Source organism: Streptomyces sp. NPDC008163 (assembly GCF_042956885.1).
Taxonomy (GTDB): Bacteria; Actinomycetota; Actinomycetes; order Streptomycetales; family Streptomycetaceae; genus Streptomyces; species Streptomyces drozdowiczii_A.
Genome location: NZ_JBIBHG010000003.1, coordinates 500,648 through 525,587, shown reverse-complemented (window position 1 = coordinate 525,587; position 24,940 = coordinate 500,648). Strand labels below are relative to the sequence as shown.

The window sequence follows — 24,940 nt, the reverse complement described above, 5'->3', positions numbered from 1 at the left end:
GAATGGACTTCGGACTCGTCCTCCAGACGGACCCGCCCGCATCGGCCGTTATCAGCCTGATGCGCCGCGCCGAACGCAACGGGTTCCGCTACGGCTGGACCTTCGACTCGGCGGTGCTCTGGCAGGAGCCCTTCGTCATCTACAGCAGCATCCTTGAACACACCGACCGGCTCACCGTCGGGCCCATGGTCACCAACCCGGGCACCCGCACCTGGGAGGTCACCGCCTCCACCTTCGCCACCCTCAACGACATGTACGGCAACCGGACCGTGTGCGGGATCGGCCGGGGCGACTCCGCGATGCGTGTCGCCGGGCGCGCCCCCAACACCCTGGCCCGGCTCGGCGAGGCGATCGACGTCATCCGCGACCTGGCCGAGGGCCGCGAGGCGGAGGTGGACGGCAACCCCGTCCGCATCCCCTGGATCAAGGACGGAAAGCTCCCCGTCTGGATGGCCGCCTACGGACCCAAGGCCCTCGCGCTCGCCGGGCAGAAGGCCGACGGCTTCATCCTCCAGCTCGCGGACCCCTACCTCACCGAGTGGATGATCAAGGCGGTACGGGACGCGGCGGCCGGGGCCGGTCGCGACCCGGACTCGATCACCATCTGCGTCGCCGCCCCCGCCTACGTCACCGACGACGACGCGCCCGAGGCCCTGGCCCACGCCCGCGACCAGTGCCGCTGGTTCGGCGGAATGGTCGGCAACCACGTCGCCGACCTCGTCTCCCGGTACGGAGAGCACTCGGGCCTCGTCCCCGACGAGCTGACCGCGTACATCAAGGACCGCCAGGGCTACGACTACAGCCACCACGGACGGGCCGGGAACCCCGACACCGCGTTCGTCCCCGACACCATCGTGGACCGCTTCTGCCTGCTCGGACCCGCCGCCGCTCACGTCGAGAAGCTGAGACACCTCAGGGGGCTGGGCGTCGACCAGTTCGCGGTGTACAACATGCACGACGCCCGCGAAGCCACCATCGACGCCTACGGCTGCGCCGTCATCCCCGCACTCGCCGACTGACCGCCCGAACCCCCCACGGTCGTACGCGAAACCCCCCGCGCCCCGCCCCGCACGGCACCGCCCCGAGCGAAGGGTCCAGCCGCCATGACATCGACCGCACGTCCGTCCCCGTCCCCCTCGCCGGACCCCATACCGGCCGCCCCCTCCGACCCCTCCGACCGCGTCGGGCTCGCCCCCGGCGCCGTCCCCGACGACAACCGCTTCGTCAACGCGGACCTGCTGCCCGTCCCGCTCGCACGGCGCGTCTGGACCACGTACAACTTCACCGCCCTGTGGGTCGGCATGGCCCACAACATCCCGTCCTGGCTGCTCGCGTCCGGCCTCGTCGCCCTCGGCATGGACTGGAAGCAGGCCGTCTTCACCATCGCCCTCGCCAACCTGATCGTGCTCGGGCCCATGCTGCTCACCGGTCACGCCGGGCCCAAGTACGGCATCCCCTTCCCGGTGCTGGCGCGGGCCTCGTTCGGTCTGCGCGGGGCCAATCTGCCCGCCCTGATCCGGGCGGCGGTCGCCTGCGCCTGGTTCGGCATCCAGACCTGGATCGGCGGCGTCGGCATCTTCACGCTGCTCGGCAAGGTGTTCGGCGGCTGGGCCGAGGCATCCGAGGTCGGCGGGCAGCCCTGGACGCTCTGGCTGTGCTTCGTCCTCTTCTGGGCGCTCGAACTCGCCATCATCTACCGGGGTATGGACGCGCTGCGCCGCTTCGAGAACTGGGCGGCACCGTTCGTCATCGTCGGCGCGCTGGTGCTCCTGGTATGGATCGCGGTGAAGGCCGGCGGCTTCGGCCCGCTGCTCGATCAGCCGTCTGAGCTGGGCTGGGGCAAGGACTTCTGGCCCGTCTTCTTCCCGTCCCTGATGGGCATGATCGCCTTCTGGGCCACGCTCTCCCTCAACATCCCCGACTTCACCCGCTTCGGAGCCGGTCAACGCGCCCAGATCCGGGGCCAGTCGCTCGGACTGCCCACCACGATGACCCTGTTCGCGCTGCTCTCGGTCCTCGTCACCTCCGGCTCGCAGGCCGTGTACGGCAAGGCCGTCTGGGACCCGGTCGAGCTCGTCGCCCACACCGACAACGTCTTCGGACTCCTCTACGCCCTGATCACCGTCCTGGTCGCGACGATCTCCGTCAACATCGCGGCGAACGTCGTCTCACCCGCGTACGACCTGGCGAACCTCGCGCCGAAGTTCATCAACTTCCGTACGGGAGCGCTGATCACCGGGGTCGTCGGCGTCGTCATCATGCCGTGGAAGCTCACCGAGACGCCCGAGCTGTACATCTTCACCTGGCTCGGCCTGGTCGGCGGGCTGCTCGGTACGGTCGCCGGCATCCTGATCGCCGACTACTGGATCGTCCGCCGCACCGTGCTCGACCTCGCGGACCTCTACCTGCCCGGCGGGCGCTACTGGTACACGGGCGGCTGGAACTGGCGGGCCGTCGCCGCCTTCGCGGCCGGCGGTGTCCTCGCGATCGGCGGCTCCCACTCGAAGCCCGGCGAGGGCCCCTTCCCCTCGGACGGGGTCATCCCGTTCCTGAAGCCGCTCGCGGACTACGGCTGGGCGGTGGGCCTCGCCGCCTCGCTCCTCGTGTACGTGGCGCTGATGGCAGGCGTCACGACGGAGCGGAGGTCCGCCCCAGCAGGGCGCTGACGTCGTACGAGTCGGCGGGCGACGGCGTGTTCTTCGGCACCGGCCGGTCGAAGTCCGAGAGGTCCACCACCGCGTCCGCGCCGTCCCCGCCGTGCAGGGAGAGCCGCAGCGGATAGGGCTTTCCGGTCGCCGCCACGTCCACGGTCAGCGTCATGTCGCCGCGCATCCGGGTCAGCGGCACCACGGACTTGTCGTCGACGGTGGTCTTCGGGCCCTTGTTGAGGGTGCCGGTGTCGTCGTTCGCGTTGTCGCTCACCAGCTTCTGGAAGGTGTTGAGGTCGCACGCCTTCGTCAGGGCACGCAGCCGGGGACTGTCGGCGGGCGCCTTCAGATAGCGGTCGCCGACGATCGCCTCGAAGGCCGAACCGCCGTTCGGCACCTGGTTCTTCCAGAAGTCCGCGTCCGGTTTCAGCCACACGTCGTCACCGCGTTTGACGATCAGCACCGAGCCCTGGCTCCGGCCCAGGTCCACCGAGCCGTTGCAGTTGCCGTGCCGGTCCACGGCCAGGTCCAGGGACATGGACGGGGTGCCCTTGCCCAGGTCGCCGCGCGTCGACACGTGCAGGGACTCCGCGCCGAGCAGCGCGTCCCGGGAGCGGTCGGCGATCTGCTGGGCGGTGAGATGGTCGATGTCCTCCGCGTGGGCCACGCCGCCGAGGGCGCCGGTACCGCCGGCGCCGATCAGGAACGCGGCGGCCCACGCGGCCGGGCGGGTGCCGAGTCGAGAACCGGTCACGTCGCCTCCTCGGTGCGAAGGGTCGTGGGGCTTCCGGACGACTGCGGTCCGGACCAGTCGAGCGTACGCCGCAGGAGTGAACGCCGCCCGTTCGGCGCAGCCGCCCCGGCCCCGTCCACGCAGCGTGACGTTTTCCTGTGCGGCCGGGTTAGGCAGACCGCGGGCGGCCGACTCCGGTGGCCACCCGCGCCAGAGCCGAACGCGACCACGCGCGTGCCGCCCCCGGCGGTCACGGCCGGTCACCATCGAGAGGGAGCCATGAAGAAGACCCTGGGGAGCCCGTCCCGCACCGTGACGCGCCGCACCGCCGCCGTCACCGGCCTGGCCGCGGCCCTCGCCGTGGCGGGCGGTCTCGCCGTCGCTGCCCCGGCCTCCGCCACACCGCCCGGCCTGTCCTGCGACACCGGCAAGCACGCCGTGGACGACTACACCGGCTACGCGCTGTGCCGGAACAACGGCTCCACCACCCAGACCTTCTGGGTCCACCTGGTCTGCGGCTGGTCGCCCGACGTGGACGGCGAGCACGTCACCCTCGCCCCGGGCCAGTCCGGCCAGTCCACCGCGCACTGCGCCGGGCTCGGCACGGGCATCGGCGAGATCAGCGTGCGGCCGTAAGCACTTCGTCCCACACGGTTGAGGGCGGCGCGCCCACTCGTTACCCTCCAGTAAGTCCGTTCGCGCGGACAGGTGTACATACGCACCTGACGGTACGAGGAGGCGAGCCGCCCATGTCCTCAGCCCCGATCACCCGAACGGCCGAAGAACCCGTACCGGACCGTGAAGCCCCGGACCCCGCCCCGCGCGGCCTCGCCGGCAGCGTGCGGGCCCTCGCGGACGGCGTGACCACCTCCACCGTCCTCGTCGCCGAGGCGCTGGCCCGGATCGAGGCGAGCCAGGGCACCCTCAACGCCTTCCGCCACCTGCGCACCGAGGCCGCGCTCATCGAGGCGGCCGAGGCCGACCGCCGGCTCGCGGCGGGGGAGCGGCTGCCGCTGCTCGGGGTGCCCGTCGCGGTGAAGGACGACACGGACGTCGCCGGGATGCCCACCTACTTCGGCTGTGCCGGAGAGCGGGCGGCGGTGGGCACGGACAGCGAGGCCGTCCGCAGGCTGCGCGCGGCCGGGGCCGTGATCGTCGGCAAGACCAACTCCTGCGAGCTCGGCCAGTGGCCCTTCACCGAGGGCGCCGCGTTCGGCGCCACCCGCAACCCCTGGCACACCGACCACACCCCGGGCGGCTCCTCCGGCGGCTCGGCCGCCGCCGTCGCCGCCGGGCTGGTGCCCGCCGCCCTCGGCTCGGACGGCGCCGGGTCCGTCCGCATCCCCGCCGCCTGGACCCACCTGGTCGGCATCAAGCCGCAGCGCGGCCGGATCTCGGTGCACCCGCACAGCGACGCCTTCCAGGGACTCACCGTCAACGGGCCGCTGGCCAGGACCGTCGAGGACGCCGCCCTCCTCCTCGACGCCGTCGCCGGGCCGCACCCCGAGGACCCGCACCGCCCGCCGCCCGTCGACGCCTCGGCCGCCGCCCGCCGCGACCCGGGGCGGCTGCGCATCGCGCTCGCCTGGCGGCCCCCGCTCACTCTCACCGGCACGGCACCCCACCCCGACGTGCGCCGCGCGGTCACCGCGCTCGCGGAGACGCTGGCCCGGCTCGGCCACGACGTGGTGGAGGCCCGGCCGCGCTACGGGCTCATCGGCCTCGGCTTCGTGCCCCGTGCCACCGCGGGCATCGCCGAGCTCGCCGCCCTGCACCCCGAACCGGCGCTCCTGGACGCGCGCACCCGCAGCGCCCTGCGCACCGGCACCCGGCTGGGCGGCAGGGTGGTGCGGGCGGCGCGGGCGCGCGAGGTGCACCAGCACCGGCGGATCGGGGCGCTGTTCCACCATGGACGCGGCGGCGCCGGCTTCGATGTGCTGCTGACCCCGACGACCGCGATGCCGCCGCCCAGGATCGGCCGGTTCGACGGGCTGAGCGCCTGGCGCACCGATGTGGCGATGACCGAGGCGTGCCCGTACGCCTGGCCGTGGAACGTGCTGGGCTGGCCCGGCGTCAACGTCCCGGCGGGCTTCACCCCGGACGGCCTCCCGGTCGGCGCGCAGCTCCTCGGCCCTTCGCGCAGCGAGGAACGGCTCCTCTCGCTGGCGGCCCAGCTGGAGACGGCCCTGCGCTGGCAGGACCACCGGCCGGTCTTCTAGGCCCCGTCGTCACATTGCCGTCGTCCGCCCGGAGGGCGGGCCGGGCGGCGTCAGGTGCGGCGAGAGTGCGTGCATGGCGTCGCCCGGCAGACGGGAATCCGACGACACCCCCTAGGACAGGACCCCTTTCAGGGCACCCGGGCGGTCCACTCGTCGTTCGCGAACTTCGTGCGGACCAGTTCCTCCGCCCGGGCCAGCTCCTCCGTGGTCACCTCGCCCCGGGTCAGCCCGTGCCGGTTGCGGAAGGACTCGATCATGCGTTCGATGACGGCCCGGCGCGGCAGGCCGGTCTGCCGGCGGAGCGGGTCCACGCGCTTCTTGGCGCTCTTCGTGCCCTTGTCCGACATCTTCTCCTTGCCGATGCGCAGCACCTCCAGCATCTTGTCGGCGTCGATGTCGTACGACATGGTCACGTGGTGCAGCACCGCGCCCGGGCCGCCGTCCGGGCCGACCACGCGCTTCTGCGCGGCGCCGGCGATCTTCCCGACCTCCGTGGCGATGTCGTTGAGCGGCTGATACCACGCCTTGATGCCCATGTCCCCGAGCGCTTCGAGCACCCAGTCGTCCAGATACGCGTAGCTGTCCGCGAAGGAGAGCCCGGAGACCAGGGACTGCGGCACCGCGAGCGAGTACGTGATGGTGCTGCTCGGCTCCGCGAACATCGCGCCGCCCCCGGAGATCCGCCGCACGACCGTGACGCCGTGGCGCTCGACCCCCTCGGCGTCCACCTCGTTGCGCAGTGACTGGAAGCTGCCGATGATCACCGCCGGGGCGTCCCACTCCCACACCCGAAGGGTCGGCGGCCGCCTGCCCGCAGCCACCTCCGTCGTGATGACCTCGTCCAGGGCCATGTGCAGGGCCGGGGACTGCGGGGCGTCGTGGATGAGCTGCCAGTCGTAGTCGCTCCACTCCGTGGCCTGCGCCAGCGCCCGGCGTACGGCGACGGCGACACCCTCCGACGTGAGGCCGAGCATCACCGTCGACTCCGGCAGCGCCGCGTCGATCCGGGCCGCCAGCGCCACCGTGCCGGTGGTCGCCGGGGCGCCCTCCAGGGCCGCGTCGATCGCGAGGATCGCCTCGTCAGGCTCCAGGAAGAAGTCACCGGCCACCCGCACATCCCGCAGTGCGCCGCCCTCGACCTCCAGGTCCACCACGACCAGCTTGCCACCGGGGATCTTGTACTCACCGTGCACAGCCCTGCCTCCACTTCCGCCTACGTACAAAACATGATCTGTCCGGCCCGTTTGCTACAGCGGTATTGCGAGGTCGTGGCGGGAGGGCTCGCGCTCTGGTGCCGGCCCCGGAGCCCCCACCAGACTGACCTTCGCACATCTGTGCAACGTTTTCCCGACCCCCAGAAGGCACCACCGCGCATGCATACGCCCCCCAGACCCTGCGCCCCCACGGCGCTTCCCTTGTGCGCGAGGAGGTGCCACCCGTGCTGCGCCATGTGACGCGCAAGGCGGCGGGCTGGCTCCTGATGATCGTGGTGGCGACCAACGCCACTTATTTCCTGGCCAGTTGGTTTCTGGACCCCCGGTCGAACTTCAAGGAACTGCGGCCCGTCCGCACCGAGGCCCAGATCGACCGGGCGCTCGCGCCGTACCACCTGGACCCCTCGGTGCCGCTCGTGCAGCGGTGGTGGGACTGGCTCACCGGAGTCGTCACCCGCTTCGACTGGGGCATGTCGCCCACCGGTGTCTCGGTCAACGGCGAGATCGGCTACCGCTCGCTCGTCAGCGCCGAACTGGTCGTCATGGCGACGCTCCTCTCCGTCCTCATCGGCGTCACCCTGGGCGTCTGGACGGCGTCCCGGCAGTACGGCTGGGCGGACCGGGTCACCCAGGCCGTCTCGATCGCCGTGTTCAACGTGCCCACCTCGGTCGCCGCGCTCGCCGTGGTCTTCGTCGCGATCTGGCTCAACCAGCACGCCGGGCTGCACTTCCTCTACGTCGCCGGCGAGAACTCGCCGAACGTCGAAGGGCTGCTCCCCACCCTCGGCGACCGGGTGCTCCACCTGATCCTGCCCACCCTCACCCTGACCCTGATGGGCTACGTGGGCTACCACCTGACCCAGCGTTCGCTGCTGCTCGACACCCTCAACGCCGATTACGTCCGCACCGCCCGGGCCACCGGACTCACCCGCGCCCAGGCGATCCGCCGGCACGCCCTGCGCACCGCGCTCATCCCCACCGCGACCTCCGTGGCGTTCAGCATCCCGGCGATCTTCACGGGTGCCGTCATCACCGAGACGATCTTCGGCTGGAACGGCATGGGCCGCTACTTCATCCAGACCATCAGCAAGAACGACATCCACGGCACCGTCGCCACGGCCGCCTTCGCCGCCGCGCTGACCGCCGTCGGCGCGATCCTCGCGGACATCGCCACCGTCTTCCTCGACCCGCGTGTGAGGGTGAGCTGACATGGCCGTCCCCGTACCACCGACGGAACTCGCCGAGTCCGCCCCGGCAGCGCCGCCCCGGCACACCGGCACCGGTCTCGCCCGGCTCTACGCGCGGCGATTCCTGCGCAACCGGCTCGCCGTCGCCGGTGTGGCGATCTTCGTCCTCCTGGTGCTGTTCAGCGTGTTCGGCGGACTCCTCACCCCGTACGCCTACTCGGACGCCGACTTCGCAGCGCTCACCCAACCGCCGAGCGGCACGCACTGGTTCGGCACCAACCAGGGCGGCAACGACATCTACGCCTCCGCCGTGCACGGTCTGCGGCGCTCCCTGGTGATCGCGGTCAGCGTCTCCGTCCTGACCGTCGTCGTCGCCGCGGTCATCGGCTCCAGTGCCGCGTACTTCGGCGGCCGGGTGGAGAAGGCGACCCTCGCCGTCATCCACTTCCTGCTGGTCGTGCCCTCCTTCCTCATCCTCGCCCTGGTGTCCCACCGGCTCGCCGGTGACTGGCGGGTGCTCATCGTCGTCCTGACGGTGTTCGGCTGGATGTCCACCGCACGGGTCATCTGGTCCGTCTCGACCTCGCTGCGGGAGCGGGACTTCATCACGGCCGCCGAATTCATGGGAGTGAGCCCGGCCCGCATCATCCTGCGCCACATCATCCCGAACCTCGGCTCGCTGCTCATCGTCAACCTGACCCTGGGCGTCGTGGCGACCGTGCTCAGCGAGACCGCACTGTCGTTCCTCGGCTTCGGCGTCCAGACCCCGGACGTCTCGCTCGGCACGATGCTCGCCGACGGGGCGAACACCGTCACCAGCGCGCCCTGGCTCTTCGCCTTCCCCGCGGGTCTGGTCGTCCTGCTCACCGTCTCGATGACCTTCGTCGGCGACGGGCTGCGCGACGCCCTCGACCCCACATCCACGACCGGCGCGGCAGGAGGCCGACGATGACCCTCGCGACGACCCTGCCCACCACCCCGCCGCCCGCAGACGCCGACACCCCGGTCCTCTCGGTGCGCGACCTGCACATCACCTTCCCGTCCGAGGCGGGCCCCGTTGAGGCGGTGCGCGGCATCGGCTTCGACCTGCTGCCCGGCCGCACCCTGGGCATCGTCGGCGAGTCCGGCTCCGGCAAATCCGCCACCGCCATGGGCATCATGGGCCTCCTCCCGCCCACCGCCGCGACGAGCGGGCAGGTGCTCCTGGGCGGCCGGGACCTGCTCGGCCTCACCGACAAGGAGCTGTCCGCGATCCGCGGCAACTCCATCGGCATGGTCTTCCAGGACCCGCTCTCCGCGCTCACCCCGATCTTCACCGTGGGCCGGCTGCTCTCCGACGCCCTGCGCGTCCACCAGAACCTGACCAAGCGGGCCGCCCGGGAACGGGCCGTGGAACTCCTCGACCTCGTCGGCATCCCGGACCCGCGCGCCCGCGCCGCCTCCTTCCCGCACGAGTTCTCCGGCGGCATGCGCCAGCGCGTCGTCATCGCGATGGCCATCGCCAACAGGCCGTCCGTCCTGGTCGCCGACGAACCGACCACCGCGCTCGACGTCACCGTGCAGGCCCAGGTCCTGGACGTGCTCCGGCTGGCGCAGAAGGAGACCGGCGCCGGGCTCGTCCTCATCACCCACGACCTCGGGGTCGTCGCGGGCCACGCGGACGACGTGGCCGTCATGTACGCGGGCCGGTTCGTGGAGCGGGCGGGCGTGGACGAGCTGTTCGCGCGGCCCGTGATGCCGTACACCGCGCGCCTGCTCGCCGCCGTGCCCACGGTGGACAGCGGGGTACGCCGCCCCCTCGTCCCGATCGGCGGCGAACCGCCCGCCCTGGTGGACCTCCCGGCCGGCTGCCCCTTCGCGAGCCGGTGCGCCGTGGCGCTCGACGACTGCCGCACGGACGAGCCCGCCCTGCGCGCGGTCACCGGCCACGGCGACGTGGCCTGCCTGCGCGCGGACGAGATCGCCGCCGGGTCACTGGATCCGACGGGCGGCGCGGCGGCGGGGGAGTCCCCCGGGACCGACGCGGCCGCCGGGGACGTGGTGCTCCGGGTCGAGGACCTGGTGAAGACCTTCCCGGTCACCAAGGGGGCTGTCCTCAAACGCCGCGTCGGCACGCTGCGCGCGGTCAACGGGGTCGGCTTCGAACTGCGGTCCGGGGAGACCCTGGGCCTCGTGGGTGAGTCCGGCAGCGGCAAGACCACCACCCTCCTGGAGATCCTGCGGCTGAGGCGGCCCGAGGGCGGCCGGATCGAGATCGCCGGTACCGAGGTCGGCTCGGCCGCATCCGGCCCCCGGCTGCGGGAGTTGCGCCGGGACGTCCAGATCGTGATGCAGGACCCGATGGGCGCCCTCGACCCGCGGCTGCCCGTCTCCGAACTGCTCGCCGAACCCCTGCGCGCGATCGGCCGGGACCGCGCCTCCACCCGGGCCCGGGTCCGTGAACTCCTCGCCCTGGTCGGCCTGGACGAGGCGGTGAGCGATCGCTTCCCGGCCGCGCTCTCCGGCGGGCAGCGCCAGCGCATCGGGATCGCCCGGGCCCTCGCGACCGAGCCCAAACTCCTCGTGCTGGACGAACCGCTCTCCGCCCTGGACGTCTCCGTGCAGGCGGGCGTGATCAACCTGCTGGCCCGGCTCAAGCGCGAACTCGGCCTGGCCTACCTGGTGGTGGCCCACGACCTGGCGGTCGTCCGGTACGTCTCCGACCGGATCGCGGTCATGTATCTCGGCCACATCGTGGAGACCGGGGACACCGAGTCGCTGTTCGCCGACCCCAAGCACCCTTACACCAAGGCTCTGTTGTCCGCGATCCCGGTCCCGGACCCGAAGCGCGAGCGCACCCGCGAACGCGTGGTGCTGGAGGGCGAGCAGCCGAGCGCCGCCCGGCTGCCCTCCGGCTGCGTCTTCGTGGACCGCTGCCCGCTGTACCGGCTGGCCGGCGAGGAGGTGCGCGAGCGCTGTCGGACGGAACGGCCCGCGGCCTCCCCGGTGGCGGGGCAGCCCGGCCACACGTACGCCTGTCACGCCGTCTGAGGCATCTCCCTTCCGCACCCGCTTCCCCGCCCGCTGCCCCACTCCTCGAACCAGAAGGAACACTCCGCCATGCGCGCAAGACTGGCCATGCCCCTCGCCCTGATCGCCGCCGTCTCCGTCGCCGCCACCGCGTGCCAGTCCTCCGGCGGGACCGACGACTCCGACGGGGGCGGCAAGAACGCGCCCAAGGCCGCGTCGGCCGCCGTCGACTACAACCCGCAGCCGTACGAGAACATCAAGGACGGCGGCACGTACACCACCGTCGGCACCTTCGACGACCAGGGCAATCCCTTCAACGTCAACGCCACACTGACCGCGTCCCGGGTCTGGGGCTGGTACAACGCCGACGCGATCACGTACTCGCCGACCGGTGAGGTGCAGTACAACAAGGACTACTACAGCGATGTGCAGGTGAGCGTCGACGGCGGGAACCAGAAGGTCGTCCTGACGATCAACCCGAAGGCCGCCTTCAACGACGGCACGCCCGTCGACTGGCGTGCCATCGAGGCCACCTGGAAGGCCAACAACGGCTCGGACAAGGAGTTCGCGGCCTCCTCCACGGACGGCTACGACCAGATCACGTCCGTCGCGAAGGGTAAGGACGCCAAGGAGGCCGTCATCACCTTCAAGGGCGTCAACTCCTCCTGGTCCACCCTGTTCGCGACCTTCCTGCACCCCGAGGCGGCGTCGGTCGAGAACTTCAACAAGGCGTACGTGAAGAAGGCCCACCCCGAGTGGGGCGCGGGCCCGTACACGGTCGGGAAGTGGGACACCCACTCGGGCAACATCACCTTCGTCCGCAATCCCAAGTGGTGGGGGAGGAAGGGCAAGCTGGACAAGCGGGTGTACGTCAACCTGGAGTCCACGGCGGGCGTCAACGCCTTCAAGAACGGCCAGCTGGACTACACCTCCGCCGTCGACGCGGAGAGCCTGAAGCAGGTCAAGGGCCTCAAGGGCACCGAGATCCGCAGCGGCGGCAGCCCCTTCGAGTACTCCCTGTACTTCAACAGCAAGTCGGCGGTGCTCTCCGAGAAGGCCGTCCGCAAAGCGATCCAGCAGAGCGTCGACCGCGCCCAGATCGCGAAGATCCAGTTCCAGGGGCTCGACTACAAGGAGCCGCTGCCCGGTTCGGCCGTGCTCTACAGCTTCCAGAAGGGGTACGAGGACAACCTCTCGGCGGTCCTGACGTACGACCCGACCGAGGCCAAGAAGACGCTCGACGCGGCGGGCTGGAAGGCCGGCTCCGACGGAGTCCGGGTCAAGAACGGCAAGAAGCTCGACGTGGGTTACACCCTCCTGGGCGACGACCCGCTGGGCAAGGCGACCGCCGGGGCCCTCGCCGCGATGCTGAAGCCGGCCGGTATCCACCTCGACATCCGGAAGGGCGACGACGCGGACTTCGCCAAGACCATCAGCGAGCGCAGGTTCGACCTGTTCCTGTCGGGCAACCGCTCCATGGACCCGTTCGGCGCCCGCTACCTGTGCGACTTCTACTGCTCGGACCGCGACTCCAACATCACCGGCTCCGGCAACCCGGCCCTGGACAAGGAGATCCGCGCCACCATGGAGATCGCCGACCTGGACGAGCAGACGGCGGCGGTGAACAAGGTGGAGAAGAAGGCGCTTCAGGACTACGCCTTCCTGCCCCTGTTCAGCGGGCCCTCCACGTACGGAGTGAGGAAGGGGCTCGCCAACGTCGGCGCGACGATCTTCTACACCCCGCTGCCGGAGACGGTCGGCTGGCAGAAGTGACGTCCGGCCCCTCGGGGCGGTGAACCGGCGGCCCTCGGACATGTTCGCCCTGTCCGAGGGCCACCGGCGTGTGCGGGCCCGTCCCTCGCTTCGACTCCTGTGGTCCGTACCAAACTATTGACACCGCCTTTCTTCACTTCTTAAATCACGTAGCGAACCAAGTGCCCCATGCTCGCTCCACCGTGTCCGCTCCACTGTGTGTGCTCGACCTGTCATGCGCATGCCCTATATGTGCACGGCGGGGTTCCCCTTCCCTCCCCATACACACCGGAAGGGAGAGTCATGGACTCCCCACGCCTTTCGCGGCGCCTGCTGCGCTCCGTACTCCCGGCACTCGCTCTCGCCCTGGCCACCGCAGGGCTGGCCGGCACCGGCGGGCCCTCCTCGGCGGATGCCGCGCCGATGTCGCAGGCCGCGGCGACCGCCTCGACGTCGTTCTCCGACGAGTTCGACGGTGCGGCCGGTTCGGCCGTGGACGGCAGCAAGTGGCAGATCGAGACCGGCGACAACGTCAACAACCACGAGCGGCAGTACTACACCTCCGGCAACAAGAACGCCGCGCTGGACGGCCAGGGCCACCTGGTCATCACCGCCCGCAAGGAGAACCCGTCCAACTACCAGTGCTGGTACGGCACCTGTCAGTACACCTCGGCGCGGCTGAACACCTCCGGCAAGTTCACGCAGGCGTACGGGCATGTCGAGGCGCGCATGAAGATCCCGCGCGGCCAGGGCATGTGGCCCGCCTTCTGGATGCTCGGCAGCGACATCGGACAGGTCGGCTGGCCCAACTCGGGTGAGATCGACATCATGGAGAACGTCGGCTTCGAACCCTCCACCGTCCACGGCACCCTGCACGGGCCGGGGTACTCCGGCTCAGGCGGCATCGGAGCCGGCTACACCCTGCCGAACGGCCAGGCGTTCGCGGACGCGTTCCACACCTTCGCGGTGGACTGGGCGCCCAACTCCATCACCTGGTCGGTGGACGGAAACGTCTACCAGCGCCGCACCCCCGCCGACACCAACGGCAACGCCTGGGCCTTCAACAAGCCCTTCTTCCTCATCCTGAACCTGGCGGTCGGCGGCTACTGGCCCGGCGACCCCGACGGCAGCACCGCTTTCCCCAACCAACTCGTGGTCGACCACGTGCGCGTCACGACCAACGACAGCCAGCCTCCCGCCACGGGCGGCCGGATCACCGGGCTCGGCGGCAAGTGTGTGGACGTCGCCGCCGCCGCCACCGCGAACGGCACCCCGGTCCAGCTCTACGACTGCAACGGCACGGACGCGCAGAAGTGGACCGTGGGCTCCGACGGCACGATCCGGGCGCTCGGCAAGTGCCTCGACGTGGCCTCCGGCGGCACGGCGGACGGCACCAAGGTCCAGCTCTGGGACTGCAACGGCTCGGCCGCGCAGAAGTGGGCGGTCAGCGGGGCCCGCGACATCGTGAACCCCCAGGCCAACAAGTGCCTGGACGTCACGGGCAACAACTCGGCCAACGGCACCCGGCTGCAGATCTGGACCTGCGCGGGCACGGCCAACCAGAAGTGGACGGTCAACGGCTGACCCGGCCCGGCCCTCCGGCGCCCCGGGCGCCCATGATTGGCTGGGGGCATGATCGATGCCTTCCTCGCCGGTGACCTGACCGACATCGAGGCGGCGGTCCGCGCAGCGGCCGCCGCCGAGATCATGCCCCGCTACCGGCAGCTCGCCGCCCACGAGGTGGTCGAGAAGAACGGCCCGCACGACCTGGTCACCGTCGCGGACCGGCGCGCCGAGGAACACCTCACCGCCTCGCTCGGGCGCCTCCTGCCCGGCTCGGTCGTCGTCGGCGAGGAGGCCGTCCACGCCGACCCGAAGGTCTACGAGGCACTGGGCGGCGACGCGCCCGTCTGGATCGTGGACCCGGTCGACGGCACCCGCCAGTTCGTCCGGGGCGAGCCCGGCTTCTGCACCCTGGTCGCCCTCGCCCACCGGGGCGAGCTGCTGGCCTCCTGGACGTACGCCCCCGCCCTGGACGAGATGGCCGTCGCCGTACGAGGCCGGGGCGCGCGGGTCGACGGCACCCCGATCCACGCCGGGTCGCCCGCGCCCGACGCGGTACTGCGCGTGGCGATGTCCCACCCCGACTACACCACCGACGAGCAGAAGGCGGCCCTGCTCGGCCTGCGCGCCGAGGGCTTCGCCGCCCGCCCCTGCGGCTCGGCGGGTCTCGAATACCTCGCCGTGGCCCGCGGCGAGGGCGATGCCGTGGCTTTCAACTGGGAGTACGCGTGGGACCACGCGGCGGGGCTCCTCCTGGTCTCCGAGGCGGGCGGCACCCAGTCCACGCTGTCCGGCGAGCCGTTCCGTATCGCCGGGGGCAACGCCCTCCCCTTCACCGCGGCCCGCGACCGCGCGACCGCCGACCGCGTCCTGGCGGCGCTGCGGACGGGCGCCTGACGGCGGGCCGGTCAGAGGTCCAGCAGCTCCCGGGTCAACGCGGTGAGCCGCTTGCGGGCCTCCGTGTCGTACGCCTGGTCGTGCGCCCGGGCGTCGGTGAACCGGTCGAAGTAGCGGCCGGTGACCTTGGTGAGCGCCGGGTCGGTGATCAGCCGCACCGTCGGGCGCACGCCCTCCTCGACGGAGACCGCCGGCGTCAGCCCGTACGCGCGCACGCCCTCGGTGTCCATCAGGTGGGCCGGGTGCAGCGCGTTGACGGTGACGCCGGTGCGCGCCGTCTCCTCCTCGGCCAGGTCGAACGTCGACATGATCATCGCGAGCTTGCTCCGGCAGTACGCCTCAAGCCCCTCGTAACCGCGCTCCATCATGACGTCGGCCAGATCGACGGGTGCCTGGCCCATCGAGGCCACCTGAACCACTCGCGCGGGCGCGGACGACGACAGCAGCGGCAGCAGCTCCCTGGTGAGCAGATACGGCGTCAAATAGTTGACGGTGAAACGCAGTTCGTGGCCCTGTGCGCCGAATTCGCGGCGCAGCGGTTCGCTGCCGCCGCCCGCCACCGCGTTGTTGACGAGCACGTCGAGCCGGGATTCGGCCGCGCGGACGGCGGCCGCCATGGCCCGGACCTGGTCGAGGTCGGAGAGATCCGCGAGATACGTACGGACCTCGGCCCGGCCGGCCGACAGTTCCCGCGCCTCGGCGGCCGCCCGGTCGAGCCGGGTGCGGTCGCGGCCGTGCAGGAGCAGTGTCGCGCCGCGCCCGGCCAGGTCGCGGGCGAGGTGGAGGCCGAGGCCCTGGGTGGCGCCGGTGATGAGGACGGTGCGGTCGAAGAGCTCGGGTGCCAGATAGGTATCCATGTCTTGAGTTATATCAAGGACTTGATGAACATTCCATGCTTGTCTCATGTTCGATCCCTGCCGTATGTCCGGCGCTGTACGCTCGCGACCATGGGAATGACCGCCGGTGAACGCCTCGGCCTGGACATCAAGCGCGCCGAGCAGGCCCTCATGGCAGCCAAGAGCGCCGCGCTCAAGGACGTCGGCCTCACGGTCGCGCAGTACGCGGCGCTGCTCGCGCTCTCCGGCAACCCCGGGATCTCCGGCGCGGCCCTCGCACGGGAGTGCCTGGTCACGCCCCAGGCGATGGCGGGGGTGCTCAAGCACCTGGAGGAGCGCGGCCTGATCGCCAGGTCCGCCCACCCCTACCACCAGAAGATGCTGGAGACCCGGCTGACCGAGGCCGGCACGGACACCCTGCGCCGCGCCGACGAACGAGCGGTCCGCATCGAACGCCGCATCGCGGACGCCCTCACCCCCGAGGAACGCGACACGCTCCGCGACCTGCTGGCCCGCAGCGTCACCGCGATCCGCGCGGACTGAGCCCGCTCAGGAAGCTGCGGCCAGCACCTCGCGCACCTCGCGCACCAGCTCCGCCGCCGTCTCCACCGCCGCCGCGTCCAGGCCGCGCAGTGCCGCGTCCACCCGGTCCGCGAAGCCCGCCGGGGTCGCGGGCAGGGCGGAGCTCGCCGCGACGGCGCCCTTCTCGTTGAGGCACCAGGTGCGGTGGTGGGCGTGGAGCGACTGGGCCAGGATGCCGAAGGCGCGGGACAGCGAGAGCGAGACGTGCAGCCGGTCGCCCGAGGGGGCCGACTTGCGGGCCCCCACGACGGAGAACTCCGCCTCCCAGGCCGCACCGGCCAGCGCCGTGCGCAGCGGCTCCGGATAGACCGAGGTCTCCTGCTTGAGGGCCGTCAACTCCCCTCCGGGGTCGGCGAGTACGCGCCCGAGGGCGACCTCGCCCGGATAGGTGGGCGACCAGAAGCCCAGCGGATGGCCCGGCTGGATGCCCACCTCATAGCGGCCCTCCCGGCAGTCGGCCCAGACCGCCTCGACCCGGTCCAGGTCGCGCAGGATCCAGTCGACCGGGACGCCGTCCACCGTCAGCCAGCCGCCCGCGTTCACCCAGGGCCCCCAGCCGCCGGGGCCGGTCACCTCGACCGGGGAGCCCTGGAAGGCGGCGGCCAGTGCGGACAGGGCGTCGGCGTCCGGCGTGCCGCGGTAGTACACGCCCAGGTCCCAGTCGGAGTCCGGGCGGTGGGCGCCCCGGGCGCGGCTGCCGCCGAGCAGGACGGCCCGGACGCCGGGCACTTGGGTGAGCCGGGCGGCCATGTCGCCGATCCTGGCGGTCATCGCGGAATCGGCGGGCGCCGTGAAGTTCTCTGAGGTCATCGGGCGAGGACACTACCCGGCCCCCGGCTGTCGGCGCCTGCGAATAAGCTGGATGCTCCGACCGTCGGCTGACAAAGGAGTCCGAAGGTGCCGTCGATGCTCGATGCGGTCGTGGTGGGCGCGGGCCCCAACGGACTGACCGCCGCAGTCGAACTGGCCCGCCGGGGCTTCGCCGTCCAGGTCTTCGAGGCCGGGCCCGCGGTCGGCGGCGGCGCACGCACGGAGGAGCTGACGCTCCCCGGCTTCCGGCACGACCCCTGCTCGGCGGTGCACCCCCTGGCCATAGGCTCCCCGGCCTTCGACGCGATGCCCCTCGACCGGCACGGCCTGGAATGGATCCAGCCCGACCTGGCCCTCGCCCACCCCTTTCCCGACGGCACCGCCGCCGTGCTCACCGGCTCGGTGGGGGAGACCGCGATGTCGCTCGGCCCCGAGGACGCGGGCGCCTACCGCCGGCTCCTCGCCCCCTACCTCGGCCACTGGGACTCCCTCGCCCGGGACTTCCTGCGCACCCCGTGGGACGGGCTGCCCCGCGACCCGTACCGCTGGGCGCGCTTCGGGTTCGACGCGATCCAGCCCGCGACGCTGCTCTCCCGCCGCTTCCGCGGCGAGAAGGCGCGCGGTCTGTTCGCCGGCCTCGCCGCGCACGCCATCGCGCCCACCAACGGCATCGCCACCGGCGGCATCGCCCTGCTCTTCGCGCTCGCCGCCCACGAACGCGGCTGGCCCATTCCGCGCGGCGGCTCCCAGGCCATCTCCGACGCCCTCGCCTCATATCTGCGGGAACTGGGCGGCGCCATCACGACCGGTACGGAGGTCAAGCGCCTGGACGAACTGCCTCCCGCCCGCGCCTATGTCTTCGACACCTCACCGGCCGCCCTCGCCCGGATCGCCGGCCTCGGCCGCGCCTACCAGGGGTACCGCTACGGCGCCTCCTGCTTCAAGATCGACTACGCGCTGTCGGGCCCCGTGCCCTGGACGGCCGAGGAGCCCCGCCGGGCCGGCACCGTGCACATCGGCCCCACCGCCGGCGAGATCGACGACGCCCTGCACCGGGCGGTCGACGGCCGGGACCCCCGCGCCCCCTTCCTGATCACCGCGCAGTCCAGCCTGGTCGACCCCTCCCGCGCCCCCGAGGGCAAGCACGTCTTCTGGGTGTACGGCCATGTCCCGGCGGGCTGGCAGGGCGACGCGACCGAGGTCATCGAACGGCAGCTGGAGCGGTTCGCCCCCGGCTTCCGCGACCTGGTCCTCGCCCGCTCGGTGGCCGGCCCGCCCGGCATCGCCCGGCGCAACGCGAACTACGTGGACGGGGACATCGCCTGCGGCGCCTTCGCCGGCCTCCAGACCGTCATCCGCCCCAAACTCGCCCGCGTCCCGTACGCCACCGCGCACCCGGCGGTCTTCCTCTGCTCCTCGGCGACCCCGCCCGGGCCCGGGGTGCACGGCATGTCCGGCCACCACGCGGCGAAGGCGGTCTGGCGGCGACTGCGCGCGTCGGCGGAGCCGGGGCGCCGCCGCTAGGGGGTGTCGTTCCTCTGGATCAGCTGCGCCCGCCCTCCCGTACGGTGCAGGTGTCCGTGTCCGCCGGGCACCAGTGCGTACGCCCGCCGACGAGGTGGAGTTCGAGGTCGGCGTCGCGCATGCCGTGGTCGTCCAGCGCCTTGCGCAGCGCCGTCGGTGCCGGCTGCGGTGGCAGCCCGAGCACGCCGATGACGACGATCCCGTTGCGCGCCTCCACGGACGCGATCTGCCACTTCCCGGTCGCCGCCCACCGCTCCGCGACCGGCCGCGCGTCGGCGGCCAGCGAACGGTCCCGGGCGACGCTGATCGTGCCGGTGGTGAGCGGGGCGGCGACGAGCACGACGACACAGGCCACCGCCACGAGCGTCCATCCCCGGAACTGCCCCACCCGCATCTCCGCCCGCTCGGCACCCGCCCGGACTCCGTAAAGGAGGAAGACCACGGTCCCGGTGGCCACGATCGCGGCCACGTTGGTCGCGAACAGGAGCGCGGACTCCCCGGCGTCGTGGTACCGGTGCACCGTCAGGAGCAGCCCCGTCACGGCCAGCGGCGGCACGAGCGAGATGGCGATGGCCACGCCCGGCAGCGTGTCCGAGATGTCGGCGCGCACCAGGGCGAACGCGCCGACCGTGCCGGTGGCCAGCGCGGCGAGCAGATCGATCAGGCGCGGACTGATCCGCGAGGAGACCTGGCTGTTGGAGGCGAAGGCGTCCGGCGGAGCGGCGATCCAGCCGAGCAGCATGCCGATCGCCACCACCGCCAGCGCACCCCCGGTCACCAGCAGCAGACAGCGCACCACCTGACGCCGGCGGGCCAGCACAAGTGCCAGCGCGCAGCCGAGGATCGGCGTCATCAGCGGCGCGACGATCATCGCCCCGATCACCGTGGCCGTGGAGTCACCGACGACCCCCGCACTCGCGATGACCGCGGCCAGCACGAGCAGCCCCCAGAACCGGGTCGAGCCGGGACTGCGCAGACCGCGCTCGATGAACAGCGCGCCGGTCATCCTCCGGACGGCCTCGGCGTCGGCTCCCGCCATCTTCCTCGCTCCTCTCTCAGGCGGGCGCGCCGCCCGGCTCCCGGTCCCCGGCCGCCAGGAACTCCACCACCGCCAGCAGGAACAGCAGACAGAGCGCGATCCCGACGACGACCCACCCCGTCGGATGCGCCCAGAACAGGTAGACCACCAGCGCCCCGGCCACCGGCAGCCAGGTGAACCAGGGGCGGAACCGGCGTACGAACGGGCCGACCGGACCGGTCCGCAGACCGGCGCCGTCCGCCGTGGCCCGCGCCGCGCCGATCCCGGACGTCCACAGCCCCCGGACGGTCGTGGCACGCCGCCCCGGACCGGTGAGCCAGGCCGCCAGCGCGACCACGACCCCCAGGGCCACCACCATCCGTACCGTCGTCCCCAGGAACCGGGTCATCGCGTCATAGACCGCGCCCGCCGCCCCCGGCGACACCCCGGCCGGCAGCGCGTCCAGATAGACCGCCCGGAAGATCCGCAGCCCGATGCCGAGCAGCCCCACGGCGACGGCGGCGCCCAGGGCCCCCGCCACGAGCGACCGGCGCCGCCGCACCGAGAACAGCACGCCCCCGGCGATCAGCAGGACGGCGACCACCGCGAGCCAGTCGCCCAGGAACTGCAGGACCCGTACGTACGTCCTGACCCTGCCGATGTCCTCGGACCTGATGAGCGTGATGTCGGTGTGGATCTCCGGGATGTGCCCGGCCACCGCCATGCCCCGGTCCACCAACTGCTGCTTGACGCGGTCGATCACGGGGGCCAGGTCCAGCGTGACGGCGTCGTCGGTCAGCTCCACCGCGCCGCCGCCCTTCCCGGTCAGCGCCCTGTCCACGGCCCGGTGCGCCCGCCGGTTCCCCTCGGTCCACACCTTCTCGAAGGCGTCCGAAGCGGCGACCGCGCGCGCCCGTTCGCGGACCAGGCTGCGGACCGCGTCCTCCAGCGAACCGCCGAGCCGCCCGAGCGCCTTCTCCAGCCGGGGCCGGTCGTCCGGCGACACCCCGGACAGCAGCGCCGACAGGTCGATCCGGGTCATCAGCGCATCGGTCGCCCGGTCGGCCACGGCGTCCTGGACGGCCGGGTCGGAGGCGAGCGGGGCGACCGTGGCCACGTAGCGGTCGGTGTCCCCGACCTGATCGGACGCCCAGGAGGCGACGACGGACAGCGGGGCCAGCAGACAGCCGAGGACGATGAGGACGGCGGCGAGGAAGGACCGGCCGCGGTGCCGGGGCGGCCGGGCGCGCGCCTCCTCCAGCGCGGCGACCCGGTCCCGCAGGGCCTCGACCTCCGCCGCTGAGGAGCCGTCACTCGCCGCCGCGCCGCCCTCGTCCACCGCGCCTCCCGGGCTCCGGATTCCCTGACTGTCCAGGCAACGGCGACCGGCGGGCGCGCGCGAGCGGGGTTGCGCCGAACGGACACATCCACGCGGCGGGCTCACCGGCAACGCCCCGGGAAGCCACCCCGGCACTCGCCGGATGGGGCCACCGCACGCCCGGTTAGAGTGGGCGCCCTCATGAACGAGCGGCACACACACAGCACGGACCAGGCCCCACCCCTGGTGCACATACGCCTTTTCGGTGGATTCCGGGTGACTCGCGACGGCGGACCGGCCCTGGCCGAGCGCTGGCCGAGACAGACCGCTCAGTCCCTGGTGAAGCTGCTCGCCGTCGTACCCGGACACCGGCTCCACCGCGAACAGGTCATCGACGTCTGCTGGCCCGACGCGGACCCCACGGCCGCTCATGGCAGCCTGCGCGTCGCCCTGCACGCCGCCCGCCGGGCCCTGGAACCCGAGCTCGCCTCCCGTGCCACCTCGTCCTACCTCCTCTCGGAAGGCGGACTGCTCTACCTCGACCCCGCCCGCGTCCGCATCGACGCCGACCGCGCCGAGGAGGAGGCCAGGACCGCGCTCGCCACCGGCGGCGTGAACGCCCTCCGGCGAGCCCTGGACCGTCACTCCGGCGAACTCCTCCCCGAGGACCGCTACGCCGACTGGGTCGAGGGCCGCCGCTCGCAGCTCGCCGCCCTCAAGGAGCGCCTGCTGCTCGCCCTCGGTGATGCCCACCTCCGGGCCGGCGAGCCCCAGGAGGCGGTCGCTCTCGCGGAACGGCTCCTGGACGACAACCCCGTCGAGGAGGCCGCCCACGGCCTCCTCATCGACGCCTACACCCGGCTCGGGCTGCGCCGCCGCGCGGTGCGGCAATACCACGTCTGCCGCGCGGCCCTCGACGCCGAACTGGGCGTACGGCCCGGCCCCGGGACCGAGCGCCTGCACCGCGCCGCGCTCGCGGCGGAGCCAGCGGGACCGCCCTCCGTGCCCTCCCTGCCCGCCTCGCTCCGGGTGCCCGCCGCCACCCCGCTGCGCGGACGGGCGGCCGTGCTCGGGCGGCTGCTCGCGACGGACGGGCCCGCCGTCGTCACCGTGCTCACCGGCGAGCCCGGCGTCGGCAAGACCCGGCTGGCCGGCGAGGCGGCCCGGCAGGCCGCCGCCTCCGGCACCGCCGTCCTGTGGGGCGGCGGACACGACGCGGAGGGGCACACCCCGTACGGCGCCTTCGCCGAGGCCCTGGACGGCTGGCTGGCCGAACGCGACGAGGCGGAACGTGCCCGCGTCGGCGGCGAGTACCCCGAACTGGCCGCCTTCCTGCCGGCCCTCGGCCGGGTCCGCGCCGACTCCGAGCGCAGCCCCGAGGAGGAGCGCGACCGCCTCTTCCGCGCCACCGCCGGCCTGCTCGGCGAACTGGCCGCCGTCCAGCCGGTGCTGGTCGTGCTGGACGACCTGCACGCGGCGGACCTGGGCTCCTTCCAGCTGCTCAGCCACCTGGCCCGGCGAGCGGCGCAGACCGAGGGCTGGCGGTTCCTCGTGACGTACCGGGAGGAGGAGATGCCCGACGGCGACCCGCGCTCCGCCGGCCTCGCCTCGCTGGCCCGCCAGGGGCTCGCCGTCCGTGAGGAGGTGCCGCGCCTGGACCATGAGGCGTGCCTCGCCGTCGTACGCGACACGGTCGGGCTGAAGGCCGCCCCCGTCTCCGGCACCCCGGACCGGGTCTGGGAACTCTCCCTCGGCAACCCGCTGTTCGCCGTCGAGCTGGCCCACGGCATGGCCGACGGCGCCGGGACCGTCGCCCCGGACGGAATCCGCCAGCTCGTCGCGGACCGGCTCGCCCGGCTCGACCCCGACGCCCGGAGGATCGTCGAGGCGCTGTCCGTGGCCGGACCCGAGACATCGTTGTCAGAGCTGCTCGATGTCGCCGCGCACGGCCTCCACCCCGCCGTCACCGGGGGCGCGGCGGCCGACGCGCTGGAGCGGGCCATGGGCCTCATCGAGGAGCGGGACATCCTGGTCGGCGGCCGGCACGAGGCGGGGCTGACGTTCCGCCACCCGCTGGTGCGGCTCACCTGCTACGAGAAGCTCTCCGCCATCCGCCGCAGGCAGCTGCACGGCGCCTTCGCGCAGGCGGTGCTCCGCAGCCGCCCCGACGCCGTCGACACCCTGGCCTCCCACTTCACCCGGGCCGACGACCCGCGCGCCGCCGATTACCTGCGCCGGGCCGCCGCGCGCGCCGCCGCCCTCTTCGCCAACGACACCGCCGACCGCTACTACCGCGACCTGGTCGCCCGGCTCGACGCGGACGCCGCGCGCGCCCGCCTCGCCCACAGCCAGGTCCTGCGCCGCATGGGGAACTTCGCCCAGGCCGCCGAGGTGCTGCGCCTCGCCCTCGACGAGTTCGTCGGACGCGGCGATCACGAGGACATCGTGCTCGCGGCGGCCTGGCTCGCCGACACCCTCGGGCGCACCGGCCTGCCCGACGCCGGCCGCCAGGTGCTCGCCGCGCACCCGGTGACCTCGGACACGGCACCCGAGCCCGCCGCCGGCCACTACCTGGCCGAGGGCCTGCTGTGCCGCATCCAGGGGCGGTACGAGGACGCCTGCCGGGTCGCCGAACAGGCCCTGGCCGCCGCGCGACGGGTCACCGGAAGGCCGGGGCAGGGCCTCATCGCCCGCACGTACTCGCTGCGCGCCAGCGTCCTCGGTCTGAGCGGCCGGCTGGACGAGGCCCGTGCGGCGGCCGACCTCGCGCTTCCCCCGGCCGAGGAGTACGGCGATCCGACCCTGCTGGGCTCGGTGCTCTCGACGCTGCGGGAGAACGAACGGCGGGGCGGCCGGCTCCGGGAGGCCGTCGCCACCGGACAGCGCGCCCTCGACCTCGCCGAGCAGTCCGGCGACCCTGCGAGCGCCGCCTTCGAGCGGGCCAACCTCGCCGAACTCCATCTGCTCCTCGAAGACTTCGACACCGCTCGCATCCTCGCCGAGGCGGCGGTCGCGGGTGCCGAGGAGGACGAGGCGTGGTGTCTGCCGTACACCCTCGCCGCCCTCGCCCTCGTCCGGATGCGCACCGGGGACACCCGGGACGCCGCCGCCCTGCTGGACCGCGCGGAGTCGTCGCCGGGCCTGGTGGACCGGCAGGCGGGCCACGAGGTCCGGGCCGCCCGCGCCGAGCTGGCCCTGCGGACGGGGGGCCGGGACGAGGCGCTGCGCGCGCTGGCCGGCCATGAGCGGGACGTGCCGGTGTTCGCCGCCTGGGCCGAGCTGCACTCCGGCCGGCCGGAGGCGGCGCGGCGCCTCGCGGGCGACGAGGTGGCCCGGGCCGGGCGCACCGGCGAACGGCTCGCCGAGGCGGACGCGCGGACGGTTCTGGCCCTGGCCCTGTACCGGCTCGGTGACGAGGAGGCGGCCCGGGAGGCGTTGACACGTGCCGACGACCTGGCCCGCGTCCTGCCCTACCCGGCGGGCGCGGTCCATACGGCCGAGGTGCGGGCGCTCATGGAAACGGAACCGGACGCCCGGTAGCGGGGCGTCCGGTTCCGGCCCAGGGCCTTCCCTTCCGCGCCCGGGTCGCCGGGCCCGTCCGGAGCCGCCGGGTTCGGGGCCCGGCGCGTG

General features: G+C 72.9%; 19 protein-coding genes. 13 read left to right on the top strand and 6 right to left on the bottom strand.

Annotated features, from left to right (window positions below; all coding sequences use genetic code 11):
- Window positions 1-2 precede the first annotated feature (2 nt).
- Window positions 3-1,019, top strand: coding sequence for a TIGR03842 family LLM class F420-dependent oxidoreductase (locus tag ACFZAT_RS10235; protein WP_391262631.1), 1,017 nt, complete (start codon window positions 3-5; stop codon window positions 1,017-1,019).
- 84 nt (window positions 1,020-1,103) lie between these two features.
- A complete protein-coding gene (locus tag ACFZAT_RS10230; RefSeq protein WP_391262629.1) occupies window positions 1,104-2,666 on the top strand; it encodes an NCS1 family nucleobase:cation symporter in 1,563 nt (520 codons plus the stop codon).
- Here the strand turns inward: ACFZAT_RS10230 and ACFZAT_RS10225 are convergent.
- The gene (locus tag ACFZAT_RS10225) at window positions 2,629-3,402 is read right to left on the bottom strand and encodes a hypothetical protein (RefSeq protein WP_391262627.1); all 774 of its coding nucleotides are present in this window, start codon (window positions 3,400-3,402) and stop codon (window positions 2,629-2,631) included. The two genes, ACFZAT_RS10230 and ACFZAT_RS10225, sit on opposite strands and share 38 nt — an antisense overlap.
- Before the next feature lie 258 nt (window positions 3,403-3,660).
- Between ACFZAT_RS10225 and ACFZAT_RS10220 the strand changes: the two genes are divergently transcribed.
- Both ACFZAT_RS10220 and ACFZAT_RS10215 read left to right on the top strand, forming a co-directional pair.
- A complete protein-coding gene (locus tag ACFZAT_RS10220) occupies window positions 3,661-4,017 on the top strand; it encodes a hypothetical protein (protein ID WP_391262626.1) in 357 nt (118 codons plus the stop codon).
- A gap of 113 nt (window positions 4,018-4,130) precedes the next feature.
- Window positions 4,131-5,600 (top strand): amidase, encoded by a 1,470-nt coding sequence (locus ACFZAT_RS10215; RefSeq protein WP_391262624.1) that lies wholly within the window; start codon window positions 4,131-4,133, stop codon window positions 5,598-5,600.
- A 128-nt stretch (window positions 5,601-5,728) separates the two neighbouring features.
- Here the strand turns inward: ACFZAT_RS10215 and ACFZAT_RS10210 are convergent, their stop codons facing one another.
- The gene (locus ACFZAT_RS10210) at window positions 5,729-6,793 is read right to left on the bottom strand and encodes a biotin/lipoate A/B protein ligase family protein (RefSeq protein WP_391262622.1); all 1,065 of its coding nucleotides are present in this window, start codon (window positions 6,791-6,793) and stop codon (window positions 5,729-5,731) included.
- A 245-nt stretch (window positions 6,794-7,038) separates the two neighbouring features.
- Here ACFZAT_RS10210 and ACFZAT_RS10205 point away from each other — a divergent pair, with 245 nt between their 5' ends.
- The 6 genes from ACFZAT_RS10205 to ACFZAT_RS10180 all read left to right on the top strand — a co-directional run bounded on the left by ACFZAT_RS10205 (window position 7,039) and on the right by ACFZAT_RS10180 (window position 15,222).
- Entirely contained in the window at window positions 7,039-8,022 is a 984-nt protein-coding gene (locus ACFZAT_RS10205; RefSeq protein WP_391262621.1) for an ABC transporter permease subunit, read from the top strand.
- A gap of 1 nt (window position 8,023) precedes the next feature.
- Window positions 8,024-8,953 (top strand): ABC transporter permease subunit, encoded by a 930-nt coding sequence (locus tag ACFZAT_RS10200; RefSeq protein WP_391262619.1) that lies wholly within the window; start codon window positions 8,024-8,026, stop codon window positions 8,951-8,953.
- Window positions 8,950-11,031, top strand: a complete 2,082-nt coding sequence (locus tag ACFZAT_RS10195) for a dipeptide ABC transporter ATP-binding protein (protein WP_391262617.1) — start codon at window positions 8,950-8,952, stop codon at window positions 11,029-11,031. The genes ACFZAT_RS10200 and ACFZAT_RS10195 overlap by 4 nt, the downstream gene beginning before the upstream one ends.
- A gap of 69 nt (window positions 11,032-11,100) precedes the next feature.
- Entirely contained in the window at window positions 11,101-12,783 is a 1,683-nt protein-coding gene (locus ACFZAT_RS10190) for an ABC transporter substrate-binding protein (protein ID WP_391262615.1), read from the top strand.
- 282 nt (window positions 12,784-13,065) lie between these two features.
- Entirely contained in the window at window positions 13,066-14,346 is a 1,281-nt protein-coding gene (locus tag ACFZAT_RS10185; protein WP_391262613.1) for a lectin, read from the top strand.
- Window positions 14,347-14,394: 48 nt separating this feature from the next.
- Window positions 14,395-15,222 carry an inositol monophosphatase family protein gene (locus tag ACFZAT_RS10180; protein WP_391262611.1) on the top strand — a complete coding sequence of 276 codons (828 nt, stop codon included), beginning with the start codon at window positions 14,395-14,397 and terminating at the stop codon, window positions 15,220-15,222.
- Window positions 15,223-15,233: 11 nt separating this feature from the next.
- Here the strand turns inward: ACFZAT_RS10180 and ACFZAT_RS10175 are convergent, their stop codons facing one another.
- Window positions 15,234-16,079 carry an SDR family NAD(P)-dependent oxidoreductase gene (locus ACFZAT_RS10175; RefSeq protein ID WP_391262610.1) on the bottom strand — a complete coding sequence of 282 codons (846 nt, stop codon included), beginning with the start codon at window positions 16,077-16,079 and terminating at the stop codon, window positions 15,234-15,236.
- Between the two features lie 90 nt (window positions 16,080-16,169).
- Here ACFZAT_RS10175 and ACFZAT_RS10170 point away from each other — a divergent pair, with 90 nt between their 5' ends.
- Window positions 16,170-16,601, top strand: coding sequence for a MarR family transcriptional regulator (locus ACFZAT_RS10170; protein WP_391262608.1), 432 nt, complete (start codon window positions 16,170-16,172; stop codon window positions 16,599-16,601).
- A gap of 6 nt (window positions 16,602-16,607) precedes the next feature.
- On the opposite strand, the gene ACFZAT_RS10165 is transcribed toward ACFZAT_RS10170, so the two are convergent.
- Window positions 16,608-17,411 carry a nucleotidyltransferase domain-containing protein gene (locus ACFZAT_RS10165; protein WP_391262783.1) on the bottom strand — a complete coding sequence of 268 codons (804 nt, stop codon included), beginning with the start codon at window positions 17,409-17,411 and terminating at the stop codon, window positions 16,608-16,610.
- A 126-nt stretch (window positions 17,412-17,537) separates the two neighbouring features.
- On the opposite strand from ACFZAT_RS10165, the gene ACFZAT_RS10160 reads away from it, so the two are divergent.
- Window positions 17,538-18,974 carry an FAD-dependent oxidoreductase gene (locus ACFZAT_RS10160; RefSeq protein ID WP_391262606.1) on the top strand — a complete coding sequence of 479 codons (1,437 nt, stop codon included), beginning with the start codon at window positions 17,538-17,540 and terminating at the stop codon, window positions 18,972-18,974.
- Window positions 18,975-18,993: 19 nt separating this feature from the next.
- Here the strand turns inward: ACFZAT_RS10160 and ACFZAT_RS10155 are convergent, their stop codons facing one another.
- Both ACFZAT_RS10155 and ACFZAT_RS10150 read right to left on the bottom strand, forming a co-directional pair.
- Entirely contained in the window at window positions 18,994-20,013 is a 1,020-nt protein-coding gene (locus ACFZAT_RS10155; protein WP_391262605.1) for a DUF389 domain-containing protein, read from the bottom strand.
- A 16-nt stretch (window positions 20,014-20,029) separates the two neighbouring features.
- A complete protein-coding gene (locus ACFZAT_RS10150; protein WP_391262603.1) occupies window positions 20,030-21,331 on the bottom strand; it encodes a hypothetical protein in 1,302 nt (433 codons plus the stop codon).
- Window positions 21,332-21,511: 180 nt separating this feature from the next.
- Here ACFZAT_RS10150 and ACFZAT_RS10145 point away from each other — a divergent pair, with 180 nt between their 5' ends.
- On the top strand, window positions 21,512-24,850 hold the full coding sequence (locus tag ACFZAT_RS10145; RefSeq protein WP_391262601.1) for an AAA family ATPase: 3,339 nt from the start codon (window positions 21,512-21,514) through the stop codon (window positions 24,848-24,850).
- Window positions 24,851-24,940 lie beyond the last annotated feature (90 nt).